This window comes from Amycolatopsis halotolerans (genome assembly GCF_042647905.1).
GTDB lineage: Bacteria > Actinomycetota > Actinomycetes > Mycobacteriales > Pseudonocardiaceae > Amycolatopsis > Amycolatopsis halotolerans.
Genome location: NZ_JBHRWI010000049.1, coordinates 92,391 through 105,159 on the forward strand (window position 1 = coordinate 92,391; position 12,769 = coordinate 105,159).

The following is a 12,769-nucleotide window of genomic DNA, read 5'->3' on the forward strand; positions in this document are numbered from 1 at the left end:
ATGAGCAAGGGGCTGGGTGGAGTAGTGCGTGTTCGTCCTGGCGATTGGTCACTTTGCGCGCGCGGACGACTACGTGATCGATTCACGACGCGTGGCCCGCCCCGGGGCGATCTTGCCCGAACGTCCCTCCTGGGCGGTTCGTGCCTGCTAAGGTCACTTCCCGGAGCTGACCAGGAACAGAGGGTAGGCCGCACCCGAGAAGCCGCGGCTCGTGCGGGGAGGCACGACATGCCAGACGGAACGAACAGCGGGCTGCAGGGCGTCCAGAACCAGATCATCTCGACGGCCCCGACCGCACCGGCGCCCGGATCCGGGTTGATCCCGGGGGCCAACGCGGCCGCGCCGCCGCCTCCACCACCGCCGAATTTCGGAGCGCTGGGGTCGGGTCAGGCCAAGGCGGACTTCGCGGCGGCCGCGTCCAACGGCGGCTGGGAATTCAACCCCGAGGCGATGGACAAGGTGATCCAGCAGCTCGAGGACAGCTTGGACAACGAGTACGCGCGGGCCCGGACCATCGCGATTCAGTTCGCGCAGCTCGGCCAGCCGGGTTCGGACACCGTCACGACGGAGTACTCGAAGGCAGCGGACCGCGCCACCACCGCGTACAACGAATTTCTTCGCGGAACGGTCGATTACCTCGATTCTTATGTCCAAACCCTGAAAGATATCCGAACCGCGTACGTGAAGCAGGACCATGCCGCGATCGACGCGCTGCGCGGAACCCGAAAGGTCGACTGAATGCGAATTCGTAGCGTCTGCCAACTCGTACTCGCCGGCGCGAGCGCGATACTGCTGACCGCTTGCGGAGGGGGCTCGACCGGAGGGCAGCCGACGCCGGAGCCAGCCAGTTCGCAGCCATCGGAGGCCATGCTGGCCCCGAAGGTCGCCGTGCCGCTGACCAACACCGCCCAGTACGAGGCGGATCCTTGCTCCGCTCTCCCGACTTCTGAGGTGGAAAAGGCGGGCGGCAAGGTCAAAAGCAGCTCTGTCGCTCAATCGATCGTCGGCAAATCCTGCCAGTGGACGTTCGACGGAAGCGGCGGCAACGTGAGCGCTGGCTTCTTCTCGGGCAACAAGCGCGGCCTCAACAGCCTCTACCTGGAGAACCAAGCAGGCAGGCTGACCACCTTCAAGCCGCACGCGCCGGTGCTCGGCTATCCGTCGGTCGTCTACAGCAAGGGCGACGAGGGGACCGGATCGTGCGCGCTGGCGGTGGGGGTGCGCGACGACCTCACCTACACCGTCAACACCCAGCTGCGGTCGGGAAGCCCCGCGGTCGCCGACCCGTGCGGGCTGGCGGAGAAGCTGGCTGCCGCCGAAATCACTCGCCTGAAGGCAGGGTGACGTGGCGCTCACCGGTCATGACATCTACAACCAGATCCACAGCCCGGGCGACACGACGGGCCTGGACGCGATGGGCGGCGGCTGCGGCGACCTCAAATCCATCCACAACGAGGTAGCCAACAAGCTCACCGAAAGCCAGGCGGCGCTCAACTCCTTCTGGAAAGGGCAGGCCGCCGAGACCGGCAAGGCCGGGCTCGCGCCGTTGATCGCGACTTCGCACCTGGCCGCGGAAAAGATGGACTCGATGCAGAAGTCCATCGCGGAGCAGTCGGCAGCGTTCAACTACGTGAAGAACGCTGTTGTCCCAGTCGCGCCGAGCAGGCCTGACGATCAGAAGCTCACGGACTACGTTTCGCTCGGAGCGAGCGACGACGAGATCGCCGCCGCGGAGTTCGACGACAAGACCAAGAAGAACGTCGAGGCGTACGGCCAGTACCAGCTGAGCACCGATCCGCGAACCCAGACGATGCCGATGGACTATCCGGCCGCGCACGATCCGAACGTGTCCTCGGGTGGCATCACCCCGGATCAGCCAGCGCCTGGGACGAGTGGGCGGGTTGGCTCGGGCGCTGGCCACCATTCGTCCGGCGGCGGATCGTCGCACAATTACAGCAGTGGGCCCAGCACCTACTCGGCCCCTCCCGGGGCGGCGGGCATGCCAGTACCTCCGTCACCCGGGCATGGCGGGCCTGTGGCTCCGCCCGTGTCTCCGCCGAATGACAGCACCAGGGCGGCTTGGGCCGACCCGACGATCCCTCCGCCGCAGACTTGGCAGCCGCCGTCCTCGTTGCCGGGTGGCGGGAATCCCGGGATCGGTGGGGCGAACGGCGGTTTCGGTCCGGTCACTGGGTTCGGCGGTGGTTTCGGGCCCACTAGCGGCGGTGGCGGCGGGTTCGGCCCAGGCGGCTCCGGATCTGGTTCCGGTGGTGCGGGCAGCCCAGGCGGTGCCGGACCCCGAGGTGTCGGTGGCGGCACCGGCGCGGGAGCGCTTGGCGAGAGCGCGGGCCGTGCTGCCATGGGTGGCGGTGCGGGCGCGGCTGGAGCGAAGGGTCAGCCCGGGATGGGCGGCATGGGTGGCGGCGGCAAGGGCGGGAAAGGCCCAGAGGACGAAGAGCACCAGCGCAAGATCCTGCTCGCCGAAGAGGACCCGGACTCGATTTTCGGGGGTTATGACGGCAATCGGCCTACGCCGCCGGTTATCGGGGCTTAGCGGAATGGTCAGGGGGAGGGAAAGTCGGTGCTGCGCAAGCCCGTTGAGCTGAGCCTGCAGACCTTCGAGGTACTGCTGGAGCGGCTGAATCTCGGCGACATCCACCCGACGCTGGTCCGCGGCGCGCTCTGGTACTCGCCGGACGAGCGGCGGCAGTTGGCTGCTGACACGGATCGCGAGCTGCACAATTCCGGTCTGCTGCAACGCGGACGTCTTAGCGACGAGTTCGTCGAGACGATGCATTTGCTGCAGCGGCCGGGAATCGAGTACTACTCGTGGGTCAAATCGGAGCGCGGCGAACGGACCGTACGCGCGGCGGCGAGCGGCCGGGACGCGGCGACTGTTGTTGCGGTGAACCAGAAGTTGTACATCGCGCCGTGTTCGGCGGATACGGTGGTTCGCGAGTTCATCGCGTTGCTGCCTGAGGCTGCGGCCGCGCGGGTGCTTTCGCTTAACTGTTCCGACGAGGACCTGAATCTGGTCAAGAGCGGCGGCCAACCGTCTGGGCGGACTAGTCCGAGCATTCGGGACGCTAAGCAGGTACTGCAATGGCTTGATAAGCCGCATACGTACTTCGGGCGGTTGTACGTCGCGGTTCGGGACAGTCGGGGGAAGCGGCGGCGTAATGAGAATCCGCCGGGATGGGCGGATATGGAGGAGGGGCGGATCCTGTTCGGGGTGGACAAGTCCGGGTGGGTCAGCCTGGCCGGGGCTGGGCCGCAGGAGATGGCGAAGAAGCTGCAGCAGCTCGAGAACGAGCTGCGAAAGTGAAAGGCCGCCCGGAGAATCTCCGGGCGGCCCCAACTCAAGCGTTCGGGTTCAGAACCCGGGCCAAGAACGCCTTGGTCCGTTCATGCTTCGGATCACCGATAACCTCATCCGGAGCACCGGACTCGACAACAACCCCGCCGTCCATGAAGAAGACCTTGTCGGCTACTTCGCGGGCGAACTGCATTTCGTGGGTCACCACAACCATCGTCATGCCGTCCTTCGCCAGTTGGCGCATGACGCCCAGGACGTCGCCCACCAGTTCCGGGTCCAAAGCGGACGTTGGCTCGTCGAAGAGCATCAGTTTCGGTTGCATGGCCAGCGCTCGCGCGATGGCGACGCGCTGTTGCTGGCCACCGGAAAGCTGACCGGGATAAGACCGAGCCTTGTCCGCCAGGCCGACGCGGTCCAGCAGTTCCAGAGCCCGTTCCCGGACCTGGCCCTTCGGCTCGCGGCGGACCTGGACCGGGGCCTCCATGACGTTTTCCAGCGCCGTCATGTGCGGGAACAGGTTGAATCGCTGGAACACCATGCCGATGTTCTTGCGCTGTGCCGCGATTTCCTTGTCCCGCAGTTCGTGCAGCCGGCCACCATGTTCGCGGTAGCCGACCAGCACGCCGTCAACGTAGAGCCGGCCCGCGTCGATTTTCTCCAGGTGGTTGATGCAGCGCAGCAAAGTGGACTTGCCGGAACCGGACGGGCCGATCAGGCAGAGCACCTCTCGGTCGTGCACTTCCAGGTCGATGCCCTTCAGCACGTCGAGCGAGCCGAAGCTCTTGCATACCTTTTGCGCGGAAACGACAGGAGTCACTGCGCCGCACCCCCGGATCCGCTGCCACCGCGGCCGAAGCGGTAGCCCAGCATTCGCGCTCCCCACTTGTTCTTCTGCGCGGTCGCCCTTGAAGTGCCGCGGGCGAAATATCGCTCGATGTAATACTGCACGACCGTCAGCACCGACGTCATGAACAGGTACCACGTCGCCGCGACGATCAGCAGCGGGACGGTCTTGTAGTTCTGCGAATAAATCGTCTGTGCCGACACGAACAGCTCGAAGTATCCGATGACGACCACCAGCGAAGTGGTCTTCAACATCGAGATGGTCTCGTTGCCGGTGGGCGGGATGATCACCCGCATCGCCTGCGGCAGGATGATCCGGCGCAAGGTCTTGCCCCGGCTCATGCCCAGCGCGGACGACGCTTCCAGCTGACCGCCGTCGACGGACTGGAGACCGCCGCGGACGATTTCCGCCATGTACGCCGCCTCGTTCAGGCCGAGGCCCAGCAACGAGGCGACGAACTGGTTGATCAGCGTGTTCGTGTCCCAGCTGATGAAGGTCGGCCCGAACGGGATGCCGAGTCCGATCTTCGGGTACGCCAGCGCCAGGAAGTTCCAGATCACCAGCTGAGCGATCAACGGCGTGCCGCGGAACAGCCAGATGTAGATCGACGCCGCGCCCGACATCAGCAGGTTCGGCGACAGTCGCATCACCGCGAGCAGCACGCCGCCGAAAATGCCGATGAGCATCGAGAGCACCGTGAGCAGCAACGTGTTCCGCAGGCCGTTGAGTATCCGGCCGTCGAAGAGGTACTCGCCGACGACCGGCCACTGCAACGCGGAATTCGTGACCACGCTGCGGATCACGATGAACGCGACGAACACGATGATCACGCCGGCGATCCAGCGTCCGTAATGCCGGACCGGGACCGCCTTGATCGGGGTGGTGTCGACCTCCTGCCAGGAATCGGCGGGGCCGGGGGGAGTGGACACGAGTAACTAAGTCCTCAGTTTCGTCAGGAAGCGGACGGGTTGATCTCCGACTTGGTGATGGCACCGGAACCCGACAAGCCCCACTTGTCCAGGATCTTCTTGTAGATTCCGCTGTCGATCAGCTTCTGCACGGCGCCCTGCACGGCCTTGCCGAATTCGCCGCTGCCCTTCGGCAGCACGATTCCGTACGGCGCGGTGTCGTACGGCGCGCCCGCGGACTCCAGCTGGCCGCCGGTCTGCTTCACCGCGTAGTCGATGACCGGCGAGTCGGCCAGTTCGGCCTGCACGCGCTTCGCGGTCAGCGCCAGGTTCACGTCGGTCTGCGCCTGGAACTGGGTGATGTTGATGGCCTGCTTGCCCGCCTTGGTGCACGCGGTGTTGCGCTTGCCGAGGTCGTCGACCTGCGTGGTGCCCTTCTGCACGGCGACATTCTTACCGCACAGGTCGTCCACCGAGATTTTGTCCGGATTTCCCTTGAGCACCGCGAGCGAGGTGCCCGCGCTGTAGTACGAGATCATGTCGACGGTCTGCATCCGCTCGGCATTGATCGTGAACGACGAGATGCCCATTTCGTACTTCTTCGCCGAAATACCGGGAATGATGCCGTCGAACGCCGAGTTCTGGAACTCCGTCTGCACGCCGAGCACCTGGCCGACCGCGGTGGCGATATCGACGTCGAACCCGGTCGCCTTGCCGTTGTCGACGAATTCGTTCGGCGGGTAGGTCTGGTCCTGCCCGATCACGATCTTGCCGTCGGCTTTGATGTCGGCGGGCACGAGCCCGGCCAGCGCCGCGTCCTTCTGCGCGGTCGGCGCGCTCTCGCCGCCGCCGGGGGCCTGGCTGGCTCCCGAATCACCGCCGGCCCCGTTTCCGCCCGCACCGCACGCCATCGTCATGCCGACGAGCGCGAAGGCTGGGAGAAGGGCGAGTGCCTTCATTTGCTGTCCTCGGGCCACTTCGTCACTCCTCGTAGTTCTCAAGGGCTGAGAGCTGGCATATTGCCACTCGTAAGCGGGTATGCACAGCACTGATGCGTCACGGGGAAGTTTCGCACAAGACTTGCCGGAAGACGGGTGTCGCGGCCGCCGCGCACGGTAAGTCAGGATGTCCTCCATGAACGCCAACCCCGGTCCCCGGCTGCCGCCAGCCGGACGACGTGCGCGAACGGTGAAAGGCCGCCGCGCGGCCAGGCCCGGCGCGCAGTTCGACGGATACCTCGCCCCGGAGCGGCCGCACGCCGACGCGTACGACGAGATGTTCGCGCCCGACGGCATGGTCCGCGGCCCTTACCGGGCGCTGTACGGCTCGATCGCCGCGCTCGACGCCGGCGATCTCACCAACCGCTCGCAGGCGCTCGATCGGGCGATGGTGGACCAGGGGATCACGTTCTCGCTGTCGGGCCAGGAGCGGCCGTTTCCGCTCGACCTCGTGCCCCGCGTCATCCAGGCGACCGAATGGTCCCGGCTCGAGCGCGGTGTGACACAGCGTGTCCGGGCGCTGGAGGCGTTCCTCGCCGACGTCTACGGCGACCGGCAGATCCTCCGCGACGGCGTGCTGCCGCGCAGGCTGATCACCTCGTGCGAGCACTTTCACCGCGAGGCGTACGGGATCAAACCTCCCAACGGAGTGCGGATCCACGTCTCTGGAGTCGACCTCGTCCGCGACGAGGAGGGCACATTTCGTGTCCTGGAGGACAATCTCCGCAACCCGTCCGGCGTGTCGTACGTGATGGAGAACCGGCGCACGATGGCGCGCGTGTTCCCGGACCTGTTCGCGCGGCATCGGGTCCGTCCCGTCGGTGACTACGCGTCACATCTGCTTCGCGCGCTGCGAGCGGCGGCCGCGCCGAACGTCGCGGATCCGATGGTCGTCGTGCTCACTCCGGGCGTGTACAACTCGGCCTACTTCGAGCATTCGCTGCTGGCCCGGCTGATGGGCGTGGAGCTGGTCGAGGGTCGCGACATGTTCTGCCGCGACAACGTGGTCTACCTGCGCACCACCGAGGGCGAGCGCCAGGTCGACGTGATCTACCGGCGGATCGACGACGAATTCCTCGATCCGGTGCACCACCGGCCGGATTCGGTGCTCGGCGTCGCCGGCATCCTCAACGCCGCCCGCGCGGGCAACGTGGTGGTGGCGAACGCGGTCGGCAACGGCGTCGGCGACGACAAGCTCGTCTACACCTACGTGCCGGAAATGGTGCGCTACTACCTGAACGAGAAACCGATTCTGCCCAATGTGGACACTTTCCGCTGCTGGCTCCCGGACGAGTTCGACCACGTCCTGCAGCACGCCGACGAATTGGTGATCAAACCGGTCGAAGGCTCTGGCGGGTACGGCATCGTTTTCGGGCCGGACGCGTCCAAAAAGGAGCTTGACGCGCTGCGCCGCAAAGTGCGCGCGAACCGGCGCGGCTGGATCGCGCAGCCGGTGGTGCAGCTGTCCACGGTTCCGTCCAAGGTGGACGATCGACTCGCGCCGCGGCACGTCGACCTGCGGCCGTTCGCGGTCAACGACGGCAAGGAAATCTTCGTACTGCCCGGCGGGCTCACCCGGGTCGCGCTGCCCGAGGGCAGCCTGGTGGTGAACTCTTCGCAGGGCGGCGGATCGAAGGACACCTGGGTGCTCGCGTCGCGGTCCTCGACGTCGGAGCAGGAACTGGACCGTCCCGCGCTCGGCGACGTGTCCGTTGTGGACGGTGTCGCCGCGGAACAGGGTCCGGAGCTCTCCACGTCGCAGCAGCAACAACAGCAACAGCAGAGCTGAGGGAGGGAAATCATGATGCTGGCCCGCAACGCGGAGTCGCTGTACTGGATCGGCCGTTACGTCGAACGCGCCGACGACACCTCCCGCATCCTGAACGTCTCGGTGCATCAGCTGCTGGAAGACGCGAGCGTCGACCCGGACCACGTCAGCCGTCAGCTGCTCGCCGTGCTCGGCATCCCGTTCGACGCGGGCGACGCGCTCGACGTGTGGAAGCTGACCGAATTGGTCGCCTACGCGAAGGACAATCCGTCGTCCATCGTCGGTTCGATCAACTCCGCGCGCGAGAACACCCGCGGCGCGCGCGAGGTGGTGTCGACCGAACTGTGGGAATGCCTGAACGCCACCTGGAACGCGGTGCCCGACCGGCAGCGCTACGCCCGCCGCGCCGGACCGCACGCCTTTCTGTCCTTTGTGGAGGAACGGGCCGCGATGTTCGCCGGGCTCGCCGATTCCACGATGAGCCGCGACGACGGCTGGCTGTTCCTGGTGCTCGGCCGGTCGGTCGAACGCGCGGACATGGTGGTGCGGCTGCTCCTTTCACGAGTTTCGGACCGGGCGTCGTCGCCGGGATGGATGACGGTGCTTCGCTCGGCAGGCGCGCAAGACACGTACCTACGCACGAATCGTGGCGCGCTTGACGCCGCACGCGTGGTGCAATTCCTGCTCAGGGACACCCTGTTCCCGCGTTCAGTCTTCCACGCCTTGCGCCAGGCGGAGGATTGCCTGCGGCAGCTCGATCCCGGAATCAACGCGCGGGGCAACGAAAAAACCGAGGCCGTCCGGCTGCTTGGCCGCGCCCGCAGCGAGCTCGAATTCCTCCACCCCGCGGCACTGCTGGACGACCTGCCGCGACGACTGCGCGGGCTGCAGGAATCGATCAAGGAAATCGGGGAAGCGGTGTCCATGCAGTACTTCCACACGTCGCCGTGGGTGGCGTGGAGCGGTGCGGAGGTGTCCCTGTGACCTGGCAATTGCGGGTGACGCACCGGACCGGTTACCGGTACGCGACGCCGGCCACCCAGTCGTACAACGAAGCCCGGCTCACCCCGCGTTCGGACCGGCGGCAGACCACCTTGGCCACGCGCATCGAAACCTCCCCGGCCACGCGTGCCTATCGCTACACCGATTACTGGGGCACCGACGTCACGTCGTTCGACTTGCACGCGCCGCACACCGAGTTCACCGTGCTCGCGACGTCCGTGGTGGAGACGGCGGACGAAGCGGAACCGGTGCGCTCGGCGACGTGGAAGGACCTGCAGAGCGAGACCGTCCGCGATCAGCGCACGGAGTATCTGACGCCGACGCCGTACACGCCGAATGATCAAGAACTGTCCAAGCAGGCCCGTGCGCTGCGCAAGGGGTTGGACCCGGCGGACGCGGTGCTCGCGATCTGCGGCTGGGTGAACGAGCAGTTGAAATACCAGCCCGGAACCACCGGCGTACACAGCACGGCGACTGATTCGTGGCGAGCGCGCGAGGGCGTGTGCCAGGACTTCGCGCACGTCACGCTGGTGATGCTGCGGGCGATCGGCATTCCGGCGCGGTATTGCTCGGGGTATCTGCACACCAAGCCGGAGGCCAAACTCGGCGAAAAGGTGGAGGGCGAGAGCCACGCCTGGGTCGACGTCTGGACCGGCGGTTGGTGGGCGCACGATCCGACGAACGCGATCCCGGTCGGGCCGCGGCACGTGTGGGTCGCGACCGGCCGGGATTACGCGGATGTGGCTCCGTTGAAGGGGATCTTCACCGGGGCTAGTCAGTCCACTTTGGATGTGTCGGTGGAACTGACCAGGATGGCTTAGTCACGCGGTCTGCCGACGACGGGAAACCGCCAGCAGCCACAACAGGTACCCGCCGCCCAGCGCGGCCGCGACCACGCCTACCGGCAGTAGCGAAGCGTCCAGAACCCGCTGGCCCACGAAGTCCGCCGCCAGCACCAGCACCGCGCCCATCGCCGCGGAGGCGACCAGGTTCGGGCCCGGGCGACGGGTCAGGCGGCGAGCGAGTTGCGGCGCGGCCAGGGCGACGAACGGAATCGGCCCGGTCGCGGCGGTCGCGGCAGCGGCGAGCGCGACCGCCGCCAGCAGCACCACCGCACGCACACGCGGCACCGCGACACCGACCGCGACAGCGGCGTCATCGCCCATTTCCAGCATTCGCAACGCGGGTTGGTGCACGAAGATGAACGGCGACAGCACCAGAACAGCCAGGCACAACGGAATGAAGTAGTTCCAGTCGCGACCCGCGAGGTCGCCGGTCAGCCAGCCGACGGCCTGTGCTGCGGCTTCGAGTTTCGCTTGCACCAGCAGATAACCGTTCACCCCGGCCAGCACGGCGCTCACCGCGATGCCCAGCAGCACCAGCCGTGAGCTGAGCAAACCGTGCGGGGCGCACAGCGCGGTGACCAGCAACGCGGTGAGCAGGCCGCCCACGACCGCGCCGACGGAGACCAGGCCCGGACCGGCACCGAACAGCAGGATCATCATGATCCCGCCGGTCGCCGAGCCGGTGGTGAAGCCGATGATGTCCGGGCTGCCGAGCGGATTCCGCGTCACCGTCTGGAAAACCGAGCCCGCCAGTGCGAGCGCGATGCCGACGAAGATCGCCACCAACGCGCGCGGCAAGCGACCGGTGACCACCAGGTACTGCGCCTTCGTGCCGGATCCGGCGAGCGTTTGCAGTACCTCCATCGGCGTCATCTCGTAATCGCCGGTGCCCACGGCGAGCACCAAAAGCACTGCCGCCACCAGGGTCAGCAATCCGACGACCACCCACGTCCTCATCGCCGCACCGCCTTCAGCCGCCGCGCCACGATCACGAAGGCGACGCCGCCGATCACGTCCGTCATCACGCCCACCTGGATTTCGCCGTTACCGCCGAGCAGCCGGCCGAGCACGTCGCAGCCGAGCAGCAATACCGGACCGAGCAGCGCGGACAACGGCAACACCCACCGTTCGTCCTGGCCGACCAGCGCGCGGACGACGTGCGGGATCATCAGCCCGACGAACGCGATCGGTCCGCATGCGGCGGTCGCGGTCGCGGAGAGCAGGCCGACGGCGATCATGCCTGCCGCGCGGATCAGTGCCGGGTTCGCGCCGAGGCCGCGCGCGCTGTCGTCGCCGAGCGCGATCGCGTTGAGCGGCCGGGCGAGCACGCCCGCGATCACCAACGCGGCCAGGAAAAACGGCAGTAGCCCGGCGAGACTGTCGAGGTTCCGGTTCACCAGCGAGCCGACGAGCCAGTACCGCATCTGGTCGAGGCTGTGCGTGTTGATCATCTGCATGCCCTGGTTGATCCCGACGAACACGGCCTGCACCGCGACGCCCGCGAGCACCAGCCGCAGCGGGCTCACCGAGCCGCCGATCACCGTGACCAGGACCGTTCCCGCCAGCGCGCCGAAGAAGGCGAACCACACCAGTTGCTCCGGCGAAGACACCGAGAACACCGCGCCGCCCAGGACGATCGCGACCGCCGCGCCGTGGTTGATGCCGAGCAGGCCGGGGTCGGCGACCGGGTTGCGGGTGATCGCCTGCAGCAACGCTCCGGCGAGCCCCAGTCCGACCCCGACGGCCAGGCCCAGCAACGTCCGAGGGAGCCGATCGTCGCGGATCACGACGTCCTCGAAGGTGCCGCTGTAGGAGAACAACGCGTGCCAGACGCTGCCGAGCGGCAACCGGTTGGAGCCGAAGGCAATGGACAGCACCACCACCGCGACGAGTGCGACGAGCGCCGCGACCAGGACTGTCGCGCGGACGCCCCAGCGCCGGGATGTGACGCGCTCCCCAAGCAGGACCATGGCGTTCACCCTAAGGCAAGGCTAACCTCAGGCGGTACCTCACCCGATCCTCCGGAGTTCCGATGACCATCTCACCGGCGCGGCTGTCCCGCCGCGGCTTCCTCGCGGGCACCGCCGCCGCGGGCACCCTCGGCCTGCTGAGCGCCTGCGGGTACAAAGACGACCAGCCGGCGGCGGGCGACGGCGCGACCTGGTCCTTCACCGACGACCGCGGCCGCAAGCTCTCCGGCGAGCGTCCGCAGCGCATCGTCGCACAGGTGACCGCCGCGGCCGCGTTGTGGGACTTCGGGGTGAAGTCGGTGGGCATCTTCGGCCCGTCGAAGCTCCCGGACGGCAAGACCGATCCGCAGGCGGGCGGCGTCGACCTGAAGTCGGTGACCTCGCTCGGCAACGTGTGGAACGAGTTCAACTTCGACAAGTTCGTCTCGTTGAACCCGCAGCTGCTGGTCAGCGTGATCTATCTGAAGCAGCAGATGTGGTACGTGCCGGACACGATGGCGGACAAGGTCGACAAGGCCGCGCCGAGTGTCGGCATTGGACTGCAGGACATCGCGATGCCGCAGGGGATCGCGAAGTTCGAGGCGCTGGCGAAGGCGCTCGGCGCGAACGTCGCGACGCCGGAAATCCAGCAGGCCAAGGAGAAGTACGAGGCCGCGGACGCCAAGCTCGCCGAGGCGGTCAAGAAGACGGCCGGGCTCAAGGTGCTGCTGCTGTCGGCGCAGAAGGACACGACGTACGTGGCCAACCCGGCGAAGTTCGCGACCTCGAAGCACTACCAGGACAAGGGGATGCAGTTCGTCCTGCCGGAGAAGCCCGACGAAAGCCAGGGCGGCTACTACGAGCAGGTGAGCTGGGAGAACGTCGGCAAATACGCGGCCGACGTGATCATGTACGACTCGCGCGGCGGCTCGCTGTCGCTCGGCCCGGACGGGCTCGGCGGCGTCCCGACCTGGCAGCAGCTGCCCGCGGTGAAGGCGGGCAAGCTGATCCCGTGGAACAACGAGACGCCGTTCTCGTACCAGCGCTTCGCCCCTGAACAGACCCGCATCGCCGACGCCCTCGCCAAGCTGGCCTAAAGCACCCCAATGTGGCATTGGGTGCATGCAACGCACCCAATG

Annotated in this window: 13 protein-coding genes; 8 read left to right on the forward strand and 5 right to left on the reverse strand. The window is 67.0% G+C overall.

The features are described 5' to 3' along the window. Positions 1 to 228 precede the first annotated feature (228 nt). The 4 genes from ACFORO_RS34155 to ACFORO_RS34170 are packed head-to-tail and all read left to right on the forward strand — an operon-like array spanning position 229 to position 3,325. The gene (locus tag ACFORO_RS34155; RefSeq protein WP_377871248.1) at positions 229 to 738 is read left to right on the forward strand and encodes a hypothetical protein; all 510 of its coding nucleotides are present in this window, start codon (positions 229 to 231) and stop codon (positions 736 to 738) included. Next, positions 739 to 1,344 (forward strand): DUF3558 domain-containing protein, encoded by a 606-nt coding sequence (locus ACFORO_RS34160; RefSeq protein ID WP_377871249.1) that lies wholly within the window; start codon positions 739 to 741, stop codon positions 1,342 to 1,344. 1 nt (position 1,345) lies between these two features. Further along, a complete protein-coding gene (locus ACFORO_RS34165; protein ID WP_377871250.1) occupies positions 1,346 to 2,554 on the forward strand; it encodes a hypothetical protein in 1,209 nt (402 codons plus the stop codon). A gap of 27 nt (positions 2,555 to 2,581) precedes the next feature. Next, on the forward strand, positions 2,582 to 3,325 hold the full coding sequence (locus ACFORO_RS34170; RefSeq protein ID WP_377896710.1) for an ESX secretion-associated protein EspG: 744 nt from the start codon (positions 2,582 to 2,584) through the stop codon (positions 3,323 to 3,325). A gap of 34 nt (positions 3,326 to 3,359) precedes the next feature. Here ACFORO_RS34170 and ACFORO_RS34175 read toward each other — a convergent pair whose 3' ends face one another. From ACFORO_RS34175 to ACFORO_RS34185, 3 genes are read right to left on the reverse strand one after another with little or no spacing between them, the layout of a single operon-like run. Then, positions 3,360 to 4,133, reverse strand: coding sequence for an amino acid ABC transporter ATP-binding protein (locus ACFORO_RS34175; protein WP_377896712.1), 774 nt, complete (start codon positions 4,131 to 4,133; stop codon positions 3,360 to 3,362). Beyond that, positions 4,130 to 5,089 carry an amino acid ABC transporter permease gene (locus tag ACFORO_RS34180; RefSeq protein ID WP_354735657.1) on the reverse strand — a complete coding sequence of 320 codons (960 nt, stop codon included), beginning with the start codon at positions 5,087 to 5,089 and terminating at the stop codon, positions 4,130 to 4,132. The genes ACFORO_RS34175 and ACFORO_RS34180 overlap by 4 nt, the downstream gene beginning before the upstream one ends. 23 nt (positions 5,090 to 5,112) lie before the next feature. Then, positions 5,113 to 6,027, reverse strand: coding sequence for an ABC transporter substrate-binding protein (locus ACFORO_RS34185; protein WP_354735659.1), 915 nt, complete (start codon positions 6,025 to 6,027; stop codon positions 5,113 to 5,115). Positions 6,028 to 6,193: 166 nt separating this feature from the next. Here ACFORO_RS34185 and ACFORO_RS34190 point away from each other — a divergent pair, with 166 nt between their 5' ends. The 3 genes from ACFORO_RS34190 to ACFORO_RS34200 are packed head-to-tail and all read left to right on the forward strand — an operon-like array spanning position 6,194 to position 9,657. After that, a complete protein-coding gene (locus tag ACFORO_RS34190) occupies positions 6,194 to 7,855 on the forward strand; it encodes a circularly permuted type 2 ATP-grasp protein (RefSeq protein ID WP_377871253.1) in 1,662 nt (553 codons plus the stop codon). A 15-nt stretch (positions 7,856 to 7,870) separates the two neighbouring features. Continuing rightward, positions 7,871 to 8,818: an alpha-E domain-containing protein gene (locus tag ACFORO_RS34195; RefSeq protein ID WP_377871314.1), complete on the forward strand. Its 948-nt coding sequence runs from the start codon at positions 7,871 to 7,873 to the stop codon at positions 8,816 to 8,818. Further along, positions 8,815 to 9,657 carry a transglutaminase family protein gene (locus tag ACFORO_RS34200; RefSeq protein WP_182892903.1) on the forward strand — a complete coding sequence of 281 codons (843 nt, stop codon included), beginning with the start codon at positions 8,815 to 8,817 and terminating at the stop codon, positions 9,655 to 9,657. Before ACFORO_RS34195 ends, ACFORO_RS34200 begins: the two co-directional genes overlap by 4 nt. On the opposite strand, the gene ACFORO_RS34205 is transcribed toward ACFORO_RS34200, so the two are convergent. Together ACFORO_RS34205 and ACFORO_RS34210 are read right to left on the reverse strand one after the other, a co-directional pair. Continuing rightward, complete coding sequence (locus tag ACFORO_RS34205) at positions 9,658 to 10,638, reverse strand: FecCD family ABC transporter permease (protein WP_377871255.1); 981 nt, start codon at positions 10,636 to 10,638, stop codon at positions 9,658 to 9,660. It abuts the gene before it with no gap. Next, positions 10,635 to 11,651 carry a FecCD family ABC transporter permease gene (locus ACFORO_RS34210; RefSeq protein WP_377871256.1) on the reverse strand — a complete coding sequence of 339 codons (1,017 nt, stop codon included), beginning with the start codon at positions 11,649 to 11,651 and terminating at the stop codon, positions 10,635 to 10,637. Before ACFORO_RS34210 ends, ACFORO_RS34205 begins: the two co-directional genes overlap by 4 nt. A 62-nt stretch (positions 11,652 to 11,713) precedes the next feature. Between ACFORO_RS34210 and ACFORO_RS34215 the strand changes: the two genes are divergently transcribed. Continuing rightward, entirely contained in the window at positions 11,714 to 12,727 is a 1,014-nt protein-coding gene (locus ACFORO_RS34215) for an ABC transporter substrate-binding protein (protein WP_377871257.1), read from the forward strand. Positions 12,728 to 12,769 lie beyond the last annotated feature (42 nt).

Bases quoted from the DNA above. Each gene is read 5' to 3' on its own strand.
- ACFORO_RS34185 (WP_354735659.1), bottom strand. From the start codon at position 6,027: ATGAAGGCACTCGCCCTTCTCCCAGCCTTCGCGCTCGTCGGCATGACG.
- ACFORO_RS34155 (WP_377871248.1), top strand. From the start codon at position 229: ATGCCAGACGGAACGAACAGCGGGCTGCAGGGCGTCCAGAACCAGATC.
- ACFORO_RS34160 (WP_377871249.1), top strand. From the start codon at position 739: ATGCGAATTCGTAGCGTCTGCCAACTCGTACTCGCCGGCGCGAGCGCG.
- ACFORO_RS34195 (WP_377871314.1), top strand. From the start codon at position 7,871: ATGCTGGCCCGCAACGCGGAGTCGCTGTACTGGATCGGCCGTTACGTC.
- ACFORO_RS34190 (WP_377871253.1), top strand. From the start codon at position 6,194: ATGTCCTCCATGAACGCCAACCCCGGTCCCCGGCTGCCGCCAGCCGGA.
- ACFORO_RS34210 (WP_377871256.1), bottom strand. From the start codon at position 11,651: ATGGTCCTGCTTGGGGAGCGCGTCACATCCCGGCGCTGGGGCGTCCGC.
- ACFORO_RS34205 (WP_377871255.1), bottom strand. From the start codon at position 10,638: ATGAGGACGTGGGTGGTCGTCGGATTGCTGACCCTGGTGGCGGCAGTG.
- ACFORO_RS34215 (WP_377871257.1), top strand. From the start codon at position 11,714: ATGACCATCTCACCGGCGCGGCTGTCCCGCCGCGGCTTCCTCGCGGGC.